14 protein-coding genes are annotated in these 15,333 nt (G+C 50.0%); 9 read left to right on the top strand and 5 right to left on the bottom strand.

Features of this window, described 5'->3' with window-relative positions; all coding sequences use genetic code 11:
• The first annotated feature begins 26 nt into the window (after positions 1-26).
• The 8 genes from tagH to ONV78_RS09980 all read left to right on the top strand — a co-directional run bounded on the left by tagH (position 27) and on the right by ONV78_RS09980 (position 10,322).
• Complete coding sequence (gene tagH, locus ONV78_RS10015; protein WP_279502998.1) at positions 27-1,913, top strand: type VI secretion system-associated FHA domain protein TagH; 1,887 nt, start codon at positions 27-29, stop codon at positions 1,911-1,913.
• A gap of 259 nt (positions 1,914-2,172) precedes the next feature.
• The gene (gene tssJ / locus ONV78_RS10010) at positions 2,173-2,619 is read left to right on the top strand and encodes a type VI secretion system lipoprotein TssJ (protein WP_241566823.1); all 447 of its coding nucleotides are present in this window, start codon (positions 2,173-2,175) and stop codon (positions 2,617-2,619) included.
• Between the two features lie 14 nt (positions 2,620-2,633).
• Positions 2,634-3,971 carry a type VI secretion system baseplate subunit TssK gene (gene tssK / locus ONV78_RS10005; RefSeq protein ID WP_279502995.1) on the top strand — a complete coding sequence of 446 codons (1,338 nt, stop codon included), beginning with the start codon at positions 2,634-2,636 and terminating at the stop codon, positions 3,969-3,971.
• A 105-nt stretch (positions 3,972-4,076) separates the two neighbouring features.
• A complete protein-coding gene (gene icmH, locus ONV78_RS10000) occupies positions 4,077-4,958 on the top strand; it encodes a type IVB secretion system protein IcmH/DotU (protein ID WP_127971851.1) in 882 nt (293 codons plus the stop codon).
• 85 nt (positions 4,959-5,043) lie between these two features.
• On the top strand, positions 5,044-8,502 hold the full coding sequence (gene tssM / locus ONV78_RS09995) for a type VI secretion system membrane subunit TssM (protein ID WP_279502993.1): 3,459 nt from the start codon (positions 5,044-5,046) through the stop codon (positions 8,500-8,502).
• 84 nt (positions 8,503-8,586) lie between these two features.
• Entirely contained in the window at positions 8,587-9,279 is a 693-nt protein-coding gene (gene tagF / locus ONV78_RS09990; RefSeq protein ID WP_216740264.1) for a type VI secretion system-associated protein TagF, read from the top strand.
• A gap of 70 nt (positions 9,280-9,349) precedes the next feature.
• Entirely contained in the window at positions 9,350-10,075 is a 726-nt protein-coding gene (locus tag ONV78_RS09985; protein WP_279502990.1) for a protein phosphatase 2C domain-containing protein, read from the top strand.
• The gene (locus tag ONV78_RS09980; RefSeq protein ID WP_216740262.1) at positions 10,044-10,322 is read left to right on the top strand and encodes a hypothetical protein; all 279 of its coding nucleotides are present in this window, start codon (positions 10,044-10,046) and stop codon (positions 10,320-10,322) included. Before ONV78_RS09985 ends, ONV78_RS09980 begins: the two co-directional genes overlap by 32 nt.
• A 303-nt stretch (positions 10,323-10,625) precedes the next feature.
• Here the strand turns inward: ONV78_RS09980 and ONV78_RS09975 are convergent, their stop codons facing one another.
• Positions 10,626-11,114 (bottom strand): type VI secretion system tube protein Hcp, encoded by a 489-nt coding sequence (locus tag ONV78_RS09975; RefSeq protein WP_216740261.1) that lies wholly within the window; start codon positions 11,112-11,114, stop codon positions 10,626-10,628.
• A gap of 670 nt (positions 11,115-11,784) precedes the next feature.
• Here ONV78_RS09975 and ONV78_RS09970 point away from each other — a divergent pair.
• Positions 11,785-12,612 (top strand): proprotein convertase P-domain-containing protein, encoded by an 828-nt coding sequence (locus tag ONV78_RS09970; protein WP_279502986.1) that lies wholly within the window; start codon positions 11,785-11,787, stop codon positions 12,610-12,612.
• Positions 12,613-12,746: 134 nt separating this feature from the next.
• Here ONV78_RS09970 and ONV78_RS09965 read toward each other — a convergent pair whose 3' ends face one another.
• The 4 genes from ONV78_RS09965 to ONV78_RS09950 are packed head-to-tail and all read right to left on the bottom strand — an operon-like array spanning position 12,747 to position 15,327.
• Positions 12,747-13,523: a hypothetical protein gene (locus tag ONV78_RS09965; RefSeq protein WP_279502984.1), complete on the bottom strand. Its 777-nt coding sequence runs from the start codon at positions 13,521-13,523 to the stop codon at positions 12,747-12,749.
• A gap of 33 nt (positions 13,524-13,556) precedes the next feature.
• A complete protein-coding gene (locus ONV78_RS09960) occupies positions 13,557-14,150 on the bottom strand; it encodes a DUF1629 domain-containing protein (RefSeq protein WP_279502983.1) in 594 nt (197 codons plus the stop codon).
• 3 nt (positions 14,151-14,153) lie between these two features.
• Positions 14,154-14,735: a hypothetical protein gene (locus ONV78_RS09955; RefSeq protein ID WP_279502981.1), complete on the bottom strand. Its 582-nt coding sequence runs from the start codon at positions 14,733-14,735 to the stop codon at positions 14,154-14,156.
• Between the two features lie 10 nt (positions 14,736-14,745).
• Complete coding sequence (locus tag ONV78_RS09950; protein ID WP_279502980.1) at positions 14,746-15,327, bottom strand: DUF1629 domain-containing protein; 582 nt, start codon at positions 15,325-15,327, stop codon at positions 14,746-14,748.
• Positions 15,328-15,333: the final 6 nt, after the last annotated feature.

Raw genomic sequence — 15,333 nt, 5'->3', positions numbered from 1 at the left:
TATTTCCTTCGGACTTGAAAATCACCATGCAGGTAAAGCTTAGAGTCGTTCAATGTCCGCCTGAGAGCGAGATGGCGGGCAAAGTCGTAACTGTTGAAGAAGAAGGGGCGACGATAGGTCGCGCGAATTCGAATACTTGGGTGTTGCCGGACCCCAACCGTTACGTATCATCCGTTCACGCGAAGATTCAATTTAACGGATCAGGCTTTGAAATTGTTGATCAAAGCACCAACGGCACCTTTCTTAACAACCTGAGCCAGGCTTTGGTAAAAGGGCAGCCAACCCCTATCAGCCAGGGCGACCAGATTTTGCTCGGACCGTTCGTATTATTGGTGGAAGGGGATAAGCCGCAGGATGACGGCGAATCAACGTCTATCACATCTGATATTGACGATATTCCAGGCGGCGCAGGCGCTGCTGCCTCCCCAGGCTTGGACGATTTGGACAAGTGGCTGACCGGCGTAGGGTCGGAGCCGGAACCCAAGCCTTCGATGGGCAGGCTTAAGGGCGAACTTATTGGCGGCGACACCGGATTAACAGGCGGGGACTCTTCTGTAGATCCCCTGGTCGCAATCGGCGGATCGCAAAAGTCTTCTTTATATGATGAAGGTCTGGGGTTGGGCGTCTCGGGAGACGAGCCTCCCGCGGACAATCTGCTGGGGGATTCTTTTGGGCTTGGCGGCGGCTCTGCTGAGAGTGGTCGTATGGACATCCCCAATGTAATTCCTGAGGACTGGGACAAGTCCCTCATTCAGCCGCGCAAGCCGGAAGCTCCGTCTACGCCCAAGGCGCCGCCGCCCGTTGAATCCAAACCGAAGCCGCGCCGCGAACCGCCGCCAAAGTCCAACCCGGATTCGTTGTTGGATATCGTGAACACTCCCTCCGAACAATTGGCGGGAACGGATCAGCCGCACCAGCTTCCTAAAGAGATTGAGCCAATACAGGATTTGACTGGAGCGGGAATGAGCAAGTCCGATCCTTTGGAGTCCACCTCTCCATCGGAGTCCTCTTTATGGGGGCAGCAGCCTTCCCCTGCTGAGCCTTCCATCAAGGAACCTTCTGGTGATAGCGGCTCGCTCGCAGATATATTAAATGACGTGGCCCCGGCTGCTGAGCCTAAGTCCATTGAAAAGCCGGTCGAACCGAAACCCGAGCCCGATTTGCCGATTGCAAACACGGGCGCGCAAGCGCCGGGTAAAGTCGTGCCGCCCAGACGGCAGGTCGAGCAGCGCCCGGTCAAACGAGAGGCCCCTCCTGTAAAACAACCTGCTATGGAGGCGCCTCGGGAGCCTGAGCGCCCAGCCGTTTCCACGCCGCCGATTCAAGTTTCTCCAGAGCAGGCCGCTGGATTGGCGCAAGCCCTTGGGCTGGCGCGCTTAACCGCAGAACAGCAAGCTAATCTGACGCCTGTTATCGCGGATATGGTTCGGGAAACGGTTGACGGTCTGATGAAGGCGCTGAGAGCCCGTCAAACTATCAAAAACGAGTTCCGTATGAATCTCACCATGATTCAGGCGGCTGAGAACAACCCGCTGAAATTCTCGGTGTCGGCGGAAGACGCATTGGACAATCTGTTTACCAAGTCCGGACGCGCCTACATGTCGCCCATGGAGGCGACAAAAGAAGCCTTCGCCGATATTTCTGACCACCAGTTAGCGCTCTTTAATGGCATTCGTGCGGCTTACGACTATCTTATGAGTCAGTTTAACCCCGAAAAGCTGGAGCGTCGTTTTGAAAAACAGCGTGGCAAGTCGTTGTTTGGCGGCGCAGGTAAAAACTGGGAAGGGTACAAGGACTTCTTCGAAGAGATGAACGAAGACGCGGAAAAGACATTCAAGCGTCTATTCGGCGAGACCTTTGCGGAAAGTTATGAGCGCAGTTTCAATGAGTTGAAGGCAAACCGTCAGAAATGACGCTTGCACTTTAAAATTGATTACTGTACCTAGAAACCCCCTTGATAAGAGTGCGGCGTTTGGCTGCATTTTTTCTCATACTCAAGGGAAGCAGTTGCGGGACGACAGAAATTGTCCTGTAAAGCATTATAATTTATAAGATTTGCTTGAGCGTATCTGATAGTGCGCTCAGGCTGATTGCATAGTTTAGATGGCGCGAATCTATAAATATGGAGGACTTTTGTTCATGAGATGCCAGGCTTCTTTCAGAAATTGGGCTATGTTGTTGCTCTTGGCCTTGACGGTGGCCGGGTGTACGACTGTAGGCAAATGGACCGGACGGGAAACCACCGTCACTTTGAGGATTCACGGCGCCAACGACGTCAATCCGAACGAAGACGGTCGAGCTTCTCCCGTCATTCTGAATATATTCGAGCTGGAAAATGATCGTCAGTTCGATCAGGAAGAATTTATCGCCTTGTTCCAGAGCGCAAAAGAAGTATTGGGCCGCGATCTGGTGAAGACTTATAAATTGAAAGAGTTGACCCCGGGCGAGTTGAGAGAAGAGACCTTCACCTTCGATAAGCGCACTCATTATATCGGCGTCATGGCGGAATATATCCGTTACGACGACGCTTCCACCAAAGTGGTCTTCCAGATCGATCAGAACACCGGCAACAAACTGGATCTGTTCGTTGACCGCCTTGGCATGCGCATCAAGGATTAATCCGGGGCTATTCGATGTCATTTGAAAACCGCGTCGTATGGACGGAGGGCATGTTCCTTCGTCCTCAGCACTTCCAACAACAGGATCGTTACCATGAATCGTTGTTGGAAGCCCGCTGCAAGCCTCTAAAGGCTTTTTTCTGGGGATTTTATGATCTGGAGATAGACACCCAGGTGCTGAAACTTGGAAAGTTCTCCATTAATCGCTGCCGAGGTATTTTCCCCGATGGAACGCCGTTCAACGTTCCAGACATAGATTCTGAGCTTGATATTCTGGAGCCCGAGAAAGGACTACAGAATCAAACTGTCTATTTGGGTATTCCTGTTAAACGCCCAGGTTCGCCTGACACGCATCTGGAAGAAGACAATCAGACGCTGGTGCGGTTTAACGCCCGTGAGCTGGAGACCTTCGATTCCACATCCGAGCATAGCGACAGCACCAAAATTCAGATTGGACAACTGCGTTTTCGTATCCTGTTGGAAAGAGAAGACCGCAGTGGTTACGCTGTGCTGCCTATCGCACGGATACAGGATAAACGGGACGATGGAGAAATCGTTCTCGACTCCCAGTTTATCCCTCCCATGCTGGATGTCCGAGCGCATCCGCGCCTTGCCAATCTGTTGCAGGAAGTGGCGGGCAGCTTGAATTTACGTGCGGAAGCTTTGGCTGGACGCTTGAGAGACAGCGGCAGGCAGGGCACTTCCGAGATCGCGGATTTCCTGATGCTGCAGATGATCAACCGAGTTGAGCCATGGTTGTTGCACTTGGCGCAAATTCGTCCTTTACATCCTGTGGACGTTTTCGGCGAATTAATGCAAATAGCCGGTGAACTGTCTACGTTCACCAGTGTGCAACGCAGACCTCCCGCGATCATGCCGGCGTATCATCATGACGAGTTGGAAAAATCCATCCCGCAGTTGATGCAGATTCTGAATCAGTACATGAATACGGTGAGTGAAACCTCCGCCGTGTCTCTGGATCTGGTTGAGCGTCGTTATGGTATTTATGTATCTCCGATTACGGACCGGTCTTTGGTAGAGAAGGCGACATACATACTGGCGGTCAAAGCGCAGATGAAGTCGGACCAGATCCGCAGCCGCTTCCCAAGCCAGGTGAAGATTGCGCCGGTCGAAAGTATTCGCGACTTGATCAATGCGGCGTTGCCTGGCATCGGGCTGCAAGCCTTGCCAGTGGCGCCGAGACAGATTCCATTCCATACCGGTTTCACCTACTTCCAGTTGGACCGCAATAGCGATTACTGGCGAGCCCTGGCGCAATCCAGCGGCTTTGCCGTACATATCGGCGCGGATTTCCCAGGTTTGGAAATGGAGTTTTGGGCAATCAGGGATTAATCGTTTTTTGCTTCGAGAGAGGCGTTTAGCCCTCGCCGCGTTTCATTGCGAGACGCGGCGTTTTAATATGAAGCGAATGGACGGCTTTGAGCGAGATTAGAAGTCATGAGCAACGATTCTGATAAAACATTTTTCGGTGGCGCCGGCGGCGGTGATCGTACAGTCATTGTACCCACACCCGGAGGGCGCTCTTCTGGCGGGCTGTCAACGCAGCCTCCGCCGACTGCTTTTGCGCCCCATCAGGCGCCAGCGCCTCCTCCCGGCGCTATGGAAAGCGGGCAGGGCCTGGATGTAAAGCAGGGGTTAAACCCTCTTACCGCCAGCGCTTCGGAGCTGATCGCGTTACTGGGAGAGTTGCGTCAGACCGTTCAGGTGCAAAACCCCAATCAATTGCGCCAGCAGGTTATTCAGCAGATTCGCCGATTTGAGTCCGAAGCGCAGTCAAAGGGAGTCGCCTCTGACGTAGTGTTATCGGCTCGCTATGTTTTGTGCTCCGCACTGGACGAGGCGATCATGAATACTCCCTGGGGAGCGGAAGTCGGCTGGTCGCGAGCGACTCTTCTCAGTACGTTCCATCGCGAGAACGTGGGCGGTGAGAAAGTATTCCTGATCTTGGACAAGATACTGGCGACCCCAGCCAAGTATATCGACCTCATTGAGTTGATATACGTGTGCTTGAGCCTGGGCTTTGAAGGGAAATATAAGCTGGACCCCCGTGGCAGGGACTATCTGGAGACCATTCGCGATAACTTGGTGCGCACCATTCAAATGCAGCGCGGCGAGTTTGACGGAGACCTGTCTCCACGCTGGCGGGGCTCTACTCCTGCGAAAAAGCGTATTTCGGAATACGTGCCGCTGTGGGTTGTCGCGTCCATTATGGCGGCGGCGCTGTTGCTGAGTTATAGCGGCTTCCGTTATTGGCTGGGTACGGTGACCGACGCGCAGGCGCAGCAGCTTCAGGAACTGACGCAAAAGTATCAGTCTTAAGTTGATGAATTGATCGGACCGCTCCCCGAATCGGATATCCGGTCCTGTAGTTTGAACTCTCTTTTTCGGTTGCATGAGGAGACTTATGTCCCGCTTTTTTAAATGGATGATTGACCCACGGTTTTTGACGGTAGTGGGACTTATAGCGCTTTCTCTGGTGATATGGTTCGGGGCCGATTATGTCCGCTTCGGAGAAAAGGCGGAGCCTGCTTCAGGGGCGGTCAGACTGGTCGTCATACTCTGCGTCTGGTTTGTCGCCACCATTATCTTCTTGATAAAAATGCTGGGGCAGCGCAAGCAAAACAACTCCATGGTGGAGGCGATTCAAGAAGAAGCCAAACCCTCCGCATCTGATGAAGAAGCGAGAGTTGTTGGCGAGCGCTTCCGTGAGGCAATGAGTCTCCTGCGCACCGCAAAGTTCGACACCAAGGCGGGACGGCGTTCAGTCTATCAGTTGCCCTGGTATATCATCATTGGGCCGCCGGGCGCAGGTAAAACGACTGCGCTGATCAATTCCGGCCTGCATTTTCCGCTGAAGGAAAAGCTGGGACTGCAGCAAATTGGTGGCGTTGGCGGTACCCGTAACTGCGATTGGTGGTTTACGGATGAAGCCGTATTAATTGATACCGCCGGTCGTTACACCACCCAAGACAGCGACGCCGCGCAGGACCGCACAGGCTGGCGTAACTTCCTTGCGTTGTTAAAAAAGCATCGTATGCGCAGGCCGATCAACGGCGTTCTTTTGGCGGTGAGCGTCCAAGATCTGCTGAGTTCCAGCGAAGCTGAACGCTTGCAGCATGCGGAACGCATTCGCAATCGAATTCAGGAGCTGGCGGAGAACTTCCAGGTTCGTTTCCCTATTTATTTCCTCTTCACGAAAGCGGACCTTATCTCCGGCTTTAATGAGTTTTTTGAAAACCTTGGCGCCACTGAGCGTGAAAAAGTTTGGGGCATGACCTTCCCCAATACGGAAGATCAAAACGCATCTCAAACAGCGGAGTATTTTGCTCCTGAATTCGAAGCACTGGTCAAGCGATTAAATGAGAGGGTGATTTGGCGGGCGCATCAGGAGCGAGACACCCGCCGCCGCTCTAAGATTCTCGCTTTCCCTGGGCAAGTGGAGAACATGCGCTCAGTGCTGGACAGCTTTATCAAGTCTGTTTTCAAAACCAGCCGCTTCGAAAAACAATCTTTGCTCCGCGGCGTGTATTTTACCAGCGGCACCCAGGAAGGGCGCCCGATTGACCGGATTCTTGCGAACCTGTCTTCTAACTACGGCATCAACTATAACGTTGCCGCCAATGCTCCAGGCGCGGGTAAAAGCTTCTTCCTGAATAAACTGCTGAAAGAAGTTATCTTCCCCGAAGCAGAAATCGCCACGCTAAACACCCGCTATGAGGGCCGTATAAAGTGGACGCGTCGCGTCGCCTTTTTCACGCTGCTGCTCGCCTTTGGCGGGGCTCTCGCCGCTTGGACTTCTAGTGTGGTGAGCACGCAGAACATGATGGCTGATATTCAGGAACTGTTGAACAAACACAATCAGTTGGCGTCGGCTACTCCTGAACCCAATGAGTTTGAGCAAGTACTGGATATCTTGAAGCCACTGGAAGACGCTCAGCAGCTTTACTCTGAAGTGGATCATCCTTGGTTGAGTAATTTGGGTCTCTACGACGCAGGCGTTGTTGCGGAAACCGAAAAAACTTTCGATGCTTCATTGCGCCACTTTTTAACTCCGCTGTTGCGCCAGAGGTTGGAAGGCGTGCTGGTTACGGAAGATAACAACGACGCCATTTATGAGGCTTTGCGTGTTTACCTGATGATGGGTAACAGCCGCGTCCGTGACGACAACGAGATAAAGGCTTGGTTTGCGCGTTATTGGGAAGAAAAGCTTCCTGGTAAGGCGTCTGAGCAAAGCGCTTTGAAAACGCACCTGAACCAGGTGTTGGACGACAATTTCACCGATTTGACGCTGAAAGATACGGTTGTTGAGCGTAGTCGTGAAAAGCTGAGAACCATTCCGATCGAAAGACGTATCTACCAGCAAATCAAACGTCAGCCTGAATTCGCTGGCTTCCTGAACTTGCGTGATGACTTGGGCGTGGACTTCGCTGGCACTTTTGTCGTGGATTCGCAAGTAAGCTCAGATCTGAAGATTCCGCGTCTGTACACCAAAGCGGGGTATGGCAAGCTGGATCTTTCACCGGACTCTAATCTGGTTAAGCGCTACTCAAGCGAGCAGTGGATTCTCGGCGCGCAAGTGGAAGAAGACTTCTCTGAAAAAGATGTGGAGAACATTGTAGAGAAGATCAAGCACCTCTATTTCACCGATTACATTGATGTCTGGAACCGTGCGCTGAACTCGCCCAAAGTAGTTGATTTTGGCTCTATGGATGTGGCGCGTAACAAGCTGGCCAATAACCTGGACCGTACACAGTCTCCAATTCTGACTCTGTTGAACCGCGCCAGCAAAGAAACGCTGTTGACGCCTCCGCTGCCAGACGCAAATGTTAGTGGTCGTACTGGACAGGCTTTGGATGCAGCGGCGAATCTGGTAGCGCAGCAACGTGAACCTACGCCAGTGGATGATGCTTTCAAGTCACTGCATAGGTTGATGGAAGATAAAGAAATTGACCGCTATTGGGAAAAACTGCGCGGCATATTCGACAAGTTGGAAGAGACCTCTCTTGCGCCGAACTCATCTGAGGCCGCATTCAAGTTCGCACTGGCTCGTTTCAGTGGCGGAGAAGATCCAGTCAAAGCGCTACGTGTGACCGCGTCAAGAGCGCCAGGTTATTTGAAAGGCTGGCTGGAGTCCATGGGCGACCAGAGCTGGAAAGTACTGTTGGGTGCAGGTGGCTCACACTTGAGCGCGGCTTGGAATAGAGAAGTGTACTCTGTCTACCAGAAGACGTTGGCGAAGAACTACCCATTCTCTTCCCGGTCATCCAGTGACGCCTCCCTGAGCGACTTTGCTGCGTTCTTCAAGCCAGGCGGCATTGAAGACAGTTTCGTCAAGGCGAACATCGCGCCATTCATCACTTCATCCTGGCGCGCGAAAGGCGTGGATGGTCGTGGTATCGGCATCAGCAGCCAGGCCCTGCAGCAGATGCAGGTGGCCGACTCTATCCGTCGCGTCTTCTTTGGCGATAAAGGTGAAGATCCGCACGTACGCTTCCAGGTAAAACCGCATAAACTGGATAACACCGTTCGCCGTTTCGATTTCGAGGTCGGCAGTCAACGTTTGCGTTATACCCACGGTCCACAGCTGAAAATGAGCATGGATTGGCCAGCCGATAAGAGCGGCGCCAGAGTGGTGTTTGAAGACTTGAATGAGACGCTTCACACGGACGCGTACGAGGGGGATTGGGGGCTGTTCCGGTTATTGGATGCTCACAAGGTGAATAAAGGAAGCACTTCCCGTCTGTATAACGTAGTGATCAGTGTGGATCACCGCAATGGAGAAATGGAGCTTTTCGCCAGTAGCACGGTTAATCCATTCACGCCCGGATGGATAAAGCGGTACGACTGCCCGAGCGGTTTATAGAGAGTTAATGGTAGTGAAAACAGAACTAAATGGCTGTTCTAACTGGGTTGGGATGGTAGGGCTTGATAAGCGAATGGGGAGCAAGTGAATAACTCGTCTATTGGCTATTTTGGCAAGTTGCCGTCTTCGGGGGACTTTATCCAGCTGAACCTGCCTGGCGGGTTTGGTTCGGCGTGGGATAAGTGGTTGCAGAACAGTCTGTACGCAAGTCAGCAGTCTTTGGGGCAACGTTGGTTGGATTACTATCTTGTGGCGCCCTGGTGGCGCTTCATGATTATGCCCAAAGTCCTTGATGAACAGGCATGGATTGGGTTGTGGTGTCCCAGCGTTGACAGCGTAGGTCGATATTTTCCATTCACTGTACTGCATCCGCTGAGCTCTCGTATCAGTTATGTCGATACTTTGTTGAGCAATGGCGAGTGGTATGAAACATTGGAAACTCTCATTGGGCGCCTGCTTGAGCAGATTATTGATTTCGGCGAGTTTCGGTCAGAGCTTGCGGCCATGACGCCGCCGCTTGAGAAGTCTCTGGCGGGCGGCTCCATTCAAAGTCTCAGTCTGGAGATTCCTGAAGAGGATGAATCCACTTTTCCTGTGGCTATCGGGGCGTTGGACGTCATGCTTATGAAGCAGGAAGAGCCGCATAGCTTCTGGTGGACTCAGGGGTCCACCTGGGTGTCGCCAAGGTTTGTCACGGCAGAAAGGTTGCCTAAATTTCAAGGATTTACAGCTTTCCTCGATGGAAAATGGCAGCAGTGGGGATGGAACGATAGATAGGAATGGAAAATCGGACATTTTTCATCGGGCGCTACCTGCGTCCGGCGACCTGTGAACAGATGTAATTTTCATGGCGAACCACCTTAACTGGAAGTCTGAGCTGCGCACGCATGTGGGCAATGTAAGAAAACACAATGAAGATGCTGCGCTAGCCCGGGATGCGGGTGGGCTATGGGCGGTGGCTGACGGCATGGGCGGGCATCACGCCGGCGAAGTCGCCAGTCAGAAAATTGTCGAGCAGCTTGATCATCTGCCCCTGCGAGCATATCTGGTGGATGTGGTCGAGCAAATTGAAGACGCATTGATCAAAACAAACGATGATTTGCTGGCTTATGCGCAGCAAGAACTGAACGGCAGCAAGGTTGGTTCGACAGTAGCTTGCCTGTTTGTCAGATATGGTGTGGCGGTTGCGGTCTGGGCGGGCGATTCTCGCGTATATCTCATGCGAAACCATAAGCTGCATCGTATTACGCATGATCATAGCAAGGTGCAGGAGCTGGTTGATAAGGGTGATATGACGCCCGCGCAGGCTGAGCAAAGCAGCTTTCGCAACATGCTTACCCGCGCCGTTGGCGTGCATGAGCAATTATGTGTGGACGTTAACGCCATACTGGTTGAACCTTCTGATCGATTTTTAATTTGTACGGATGGCCTGTACAACGAGGTCGGAGAAGCTGGCCTGGCGAAAGCTATGCAAATTAGAAGTCTGAGCGAGGCGGCCGACACGCTGCTTACAGAAACCTTAAACGGGGATGCAAAAGATAATGTCACCTTTGTCGCCCTCCAAGCGCACTGAAGAGTGCGGGAGCAAACTGCATCCTGATCTGATGAGCATCAATTATCAGCAGTTAAAAGGGCAGATTGGCCGGGGAGAAGTGCGTCGCCAGAGGCGTGTGGTTTTGGAACAGCTTTTAGAAGAGAGAGCGCACGTCAATAAAGTTTCAGCCATTACCAAATCCCGTTTCAGGAATATTCTATTGACGCTGGTGGCGTCTTGCTGTGTGGCGGCTGGCGTCGCAGGTTTTTATCTTATTCTGCGTTAACATCTAGGGAACCTCTGAAAAACTACCTGCATTGCCATTGCGGCGTCAAAAGTCGGCTCAAAATGCTCATTTATTCACGATAAACTGCGCTTTTTCGCCGACTTTTTCCTTGCACTGGCGGTCTCGCCAACGTTTTTCAGAGGTTTCCTAGATTTGATTCGATTTGGGGCCGCTTTATGATGGCTTGACGTGGGCCGGCTAATCATATATTTCAACGATAACAAAAAAGGCGAGGGGGAAATCCCACTCGCCTTTTTTGTTTGCTTGGCGAGTCGCTCGTGAAGGAGCGACTCCAGATCCAAATTAGATCTTTTTGCCAGCTTCCAGGTCGTAACCAACGCGCTCTGGAGTCTTGCCAGCGTGCTTCTTGTCAGCAGCAGTGTAAGACATAGTTACTTTGGAGAAGCTCAGGGAGATAGACTCAGCTGGAGCGGATTCAGCGCCAGCGGAAATGCTGTAGCTGCTTACCATTACGTCTTCCATTTCGTAGGAAACGTACTTCTCGATTTTGTCAGCTTGAGTGCGAACGATATCAACCAGAACTTTAACGCCAGCAGTACCAGTCAAAGACTCTTTGAACAGACCGGAAGAAGCGGTGTCCATCAGTTTGGAAACTGAAATTTCGCTGATGCTAGGACGAGTAGCTTCGCGGTTGGACATGTGGCCGGCTTCCATAGTGATGTGGCGACCAACGCCGAATTGGAAGCTGTCCAGACGAATCCAGTCTTTGTAGCCTTCAGCAGTTACGTTGCCTTTAACTTTCAGACCGTCGTAGTTCATGTAAATAGCCATGTTGAAATTCCTCTAGTTGAGTTGTCTGTTTTAATTCATCTTCGAGAGTTAAAGCGTCGAAGATTTTGGAAACCCTTCAAAATTTTTTTCAGAAAATTTCTATCGCTTTTACTGCATCGGGTTACCTAAAGCGTGGATGCAGTATGAGCGGATATACTTTGATCTTCAAGGCTAAAAACCCATGTTTTTCAATAAATTAAAACGACTCTGACACTATTTAAAACCAGAAATTAAAGCGACTCTGGGCGATAATTAAACTTTATTTCTGCTTCACTCTGGCACTAATAAAATACTGATGTATTCGCTTTGGATACATATATAAACGAGGCAGGGAAGATTAACTCTGACACCATTTTTATTAAGTCACTCTGACACTAATTAATAAGAATTCTTCTGTGAAAGCACCGCGACTCGGTTTCCTATTTCGCCTTCTTTTTTTGAGCTAACGTGATCTGGTTGGCAAAATTTGGCGTGGATTCGGTAGACTTTTACTCCGCCACTCTCAACGAAGCGAATTTCTCCATTTTGCGTAGTACCTATGACCAGCGCTGATAGGGTGTTTGCAGGAGTGTTGTTGTTGTGCGCCTTTAGTATTCTTTTTCCAGTGTAAACAGGCTCTTAGCAAGCGTCGCTTGTCGTGGGGCTACCTATCTATAATTGGGAGAATCCTATGGCGTTACTGGGAAGATTATTGCTGCCGGCTCTAGCGGCTCTGAGTTTGGCTCCTCTGGCGCTTGCTGACACTTTTCAATACGACGCTCCAACTCGCATTGATCGCAATGCGGGTTCTGCGACCTGGAAAGAGGTCGTATTGCCTGTCTCTTATGTGGATAGCATAGAGAGCATCAGCGTGAACCTGAATTTAACTGACGCTAAATCCATTAACGCCGTGCTGACAGATCCTAGTGGGATGATGGTGGGGCGCTTCGCTGGTGTCGTTGGCGCGGGAGAGGGGTCCTTGAGTAAGCAGTACGTGATTGACCATACGTCAATCCCCGAGGTCAGTGGAAACTGGACGTTGCGCATCCTGGCGTATGGTAAAAGCCTGGACGCGCCAGTCACTCTGGATAAATGGAGCATTACCATCGACGATGGCAAGCAGACGACCGGAAATGACGACGGCGATGACCAAACTGATAGCCCTTCTATTTATACCTTTGATAAGGCCAGTCGTATTGATCGTGGAGCAGAGGGCAGCGCCTGGAAGCAGTTCAAGTTAAATGTGCCTTTTGAGAATAATGCGCAAAGCGTCGCCGTCACCTTGAACTTCCTTGATATAAAGTATGTGAATGCTGTGTTGACGGGTCCTTCTGGAACTCAGTTGGGTCGCTATACCGGCAAAGTGGGGACGGGGGAGGGCTCCGTCAGCAAACAATATATTATCGGTCCGATGGATCTGGCAGAGCTTCAGGGAGACTGGACATTGACCATCATGGGGTATGGGAAAACCTATAAAGCGCCCGTGATTCTGGATAGCTGGAGTGTCACGGTCGAGTAGATCGTCCAGGTCGCTGCGCTATCTTGGCTCTGATTTAAAAGGCGAAGGGGCTCTGATGGTTGGGTTTACCGGAAGGATATGTAGTAAGAGGGCTGTTAAGCCCTCATGCATTCAGCTTAAAAACAATCTAATGTTTAAGGCGCAAAATGCAGTGACTTCCAGGAGTCGGGCTCAAACTTAAACCCAGGAGACTTTCTGGCGACCTCTGGGATTTGAGAGTAGTTTATTGCCGTCTTTATCCCTTTTTTCTCCGCTAAGCGCAGCAAGGCGAATGCTTCAATGGAAAAATAACGGGACCAGGCCAATATCTCATCAGGAAGCGACTCATTTTCGGCCATTTTATCCAGTCTCGCCGCCCGCACATCCAATAGGGCACAGATGGCGTCATGCAACGCATCGCTGTCTTCGTCGAGAAAAGCTTCGCAAACATCTCTGTATTCTGAGTCTGCGCTTTCCGCTGCATCGTCATGACGTTCAATAATGCTCCTGCACTCATCTTCGTCTGCGCCAAGGAAAAAGTGTTTGATGATGAACAGGACAAAAAGAAAGTCCTCTTCCAGCTCATGTTTTTGATTCCAGGTCAGGCGACTATGTTTTGCGATATCTTCCGCGCACTCCCAATAACCTCCGCCGATGGCGTCATAGAAAGGCATCGCCCGGCTGGTGACTTTGTCGTTCTCCGGCGCAAAGTGAAGGTAGTGCTGATGTAGTGCGGCGCTTTGCATCAGGTTGACATACAAGGCGTCTGGCTCACCGGTCAGCAGTAATTCGCATGCGCCTCGTTGCCGAAAGTACATGCATACCGATTGCGCCTGCATGTTGGTCAGAGTTTCTTTTATTGCGATAGGAAGGGCTATTTCCAGTTCGTACTCTGCGTTTTCCTTATAATCTTCGAGGTAGGGTGAGCTCATAATAAAGGTTCCGTAATTTTGGCTTGCTCTATCTTAATGGATTTTAATTTCGCTAAAAACCAAATTTGTATGGTCGGCATTTAGTAATGCATTAACAAGCACTTCGCTGAATATGTACTCATCCGTCAGGTACTGGATACGAAACAGATGAGGGGGATTGCACATTTTGTTCTTATCAATGACCAGCCTTTCATAGCTGGAAATGTCGCCATTCTCTCTACGATCACAAACTGTTTTCTTCCAGTTAATGCAGTCGATAGAGCCTACAGGATTAAGGAAAACATAGTTTGTGCTATGTATCTTTCCTTTATGGTCAAATAGAGTGAATGGGATGACTTCGATCTCGGATTTTGGCCCGGACTGCGCCGTTGAGGTGATTAAGTCCGCTGAACTTTTACTAAATGCGAGAATACTGTTTGGGTTTCCAATATAGGAAGCAAGCTCTAGCCCTGCAAAGTTATCACCAAACCGCCAACAAACATCTTCTATTCTATCCGGGTATTCGTCAGAAAGTCTAAAGCCGGCAATTAAGTCATAATAGTCAATCCCACCTTCAGGAGCTTTTGAGGTGAAACAGTAACTATCATTATCGGTGTCACCTAGAGAATTAAATATAAAGTATTTCATCGTTTAGGTAACTTCAATATCATTGAATATTAGGTTTGTATGACCTTTACTCAGCAAAGTATTTGCTAGCAGCTCACTAAATAGGTAGAGGCTACTATTGAATCTAATGCGAAATAAGTGAGGAGTATGCTCTAGACTTTCTCTTGCAAAAACTAACTTTTCGTAAATTTCAATGTTACCTTCATTATCTCTAGTGCAAATAGATTTCTTCCAGTTAAGGCAATCCACAGCGCCAACAGGATTGATGAAGACATAATCCTCACTTCTAACTTTGCCTTTGTAGTCAAGTAGAGTAAAGGGGATGATTTCTGTCTCATTCTGGTTGATATCTATAATGACCTTCGCAGCATCGTTGCGAAAAGCAAGCATACGATCAGCGTTTCCAATATAGGAAGCCAGGACAAGGCCTGGATATTCTTCTTCCAGTCTCAGCACGGTTTTTTCAATTCCATTTGGATATTCGTCAGCTATGCGATATCCCGCGATTAAGTCCCAGGAATCAACGCCTCCTTCAGGTGTGTCAGAGGTGAAACAGTAGCCATCGTTGCTGGTGTCGCCGAGAGTGTTGAAGAGGAAATATTTCATATCAAGCCTGTCAGACTGCTTCGATATCTTCAAAAATTAAGTTTGTATGGCCGGCGTCTAGTAACGCTTTAACCAATGTCTCGCTAAATAAATATAAGCTGGTTTTGTGTTTTACGCGAAAGAGATGTGGAGCGCCTACTAGCTTGCCTTTGGAGAATGCAAGCCTATCATAGGACTCAATATCTCCCTCTTTATCCCGTTCACAATGGGACTCTTTCCAGCTTATGCAATCCCAACATCCTACAGGATTTACAAATACATAATCTTTGCTGTGTATCTTTCCTTTGCTATTGAGTAGCGTAAAGGGAACGGTTTCAGTCTCGGCTTGGTTGATGGACGTAATTATTTGAGCGGCTGTTGCTCTAAACGCAAGCATTCTGCAGGCGTTACCAATAAAGGATGCTAGCTCTAAACCGTGAAACTTATCATCTAGGCTTAAGGTAACTTCTTCTATTCCATCTGGATATTCATCCGACAAGCGGAATCCTGCTACTAAGTCATAAGAGTCAATGCCGCCATCAGGCGTTTTGATAGTAAAGCAGTAATTTTCATTTTGTTTATCGCCTAAGGAACTAAATGAGTAATATTTCATTTTTTA

This window comes from Hahella sp. CR1 (genome assembly GCF_029813005.1).
Lineage (GTDB): Bacteria > Pseudomonadota > Gammaproteobacteria > Pseudomonadales > Oleiphilaceae > Hahella.
Note: the sequence above shows the minus strand (reverse complement) of the source record. Positions and strands in the feature narration are given on the sequence as shown.

What these genes read in the sequence shown, in the direction of transcription:
- tagH (WP_279502998.1), top strand. Translation starts at nt 27, where the DNA reads ATGCAGGTAAAGCTTAGAGTCGTTCAATGTCCGCCTGAGAGCGAGATG.
- tssJ (WP_241566823.1), top strand. Translation starts at nt 2,173, where the DNA reads ATGTTGTTGCTCTTGGCCTTGACGGTGGCCGGGTGTACGACTGTAGGC.
- tssK (WP_279502995.1), top strand. Translation starts at nt 2,634, where the DNA reads ATGTCATTTGAAAACCGCGTCGTATGGACGGAGGGCATGTTCCTTCGT.
- icmH (WP_127971851.1), top strand. Translation starts at nt 4,077, where the DNA reads ATGAGCAACGATTCTGATAAAACATTTTTCGGTGGCGCCGGCGGCGGT.
- tssM (WP_279502993.1), top strand. Translation starts at nt 5,044, where the DNA reads ATGTCCCGCTTTTTTAAATGGATGATTGACCCACGGTTTTTGACGGTA.
- ONV78_RS09985 (WP_279502990.1), top strand. Translation starts at nt 9,350, where the DNA reads ATGGCGAACCACCTTAACTGGAAGTCTGAGCTGCGCACGCATGTGGGC.
- ONV78_RS09980 (WP_216740262.1), top strand. Translation starts at nt 10,044, where the DNA reads ATGTCACCTTTGTCGCCCTCCAAGCGCACTGAAGAGTGCGGGAGCAAA.
- ONV78_RS09975 (WP_216740261.1), bottom strand. Translation starts at nt 11,114, where the DNA reads ATGGCTATTTACATGAACTACGACGGTCTGAAAGTTAAAGGCAACGTA.
- ONV78_RS09970 (WP_279502986.1), top strand. Translation starts at nt 11,785, where the DNA reads ATGGCGTTACTGGGAAGATTATTGCTGCCGGCTCTAGCGGCTCTGAGT.
- ONV78_RS09965 (WP_279502984.1), bottom strand. Translation starts at nt 13,523, where the DNA reads ATGAGCTCACCCTACCTCGAAGATTATAAGGAAAACGCAGAGTACGAA.
- ONV78_RS09960 (WP_279502983.1), bottom strand. Translation starts at nt 14,150, where the DNA reads ATGAAATACTTTATATTTAATTCTCTAGGTGACACCGATAATGATAGT.
- ONV78_RS09955 (WP_279502981.1), bottom strand. Translation starts at nt 14,735, where the DNA reads ATGAAATATTTCCTCTTCAACACTCTCGGCGACACCAGCAACGATGGC.
- ONV78_RS09950 (WP_279502980.1), bottom strand. Translation starts at nt 15,327, where the DNA reads ATGAAATATTACTCATTTAGTTCCTTAGGCGATAAACAAAATGAAAAT.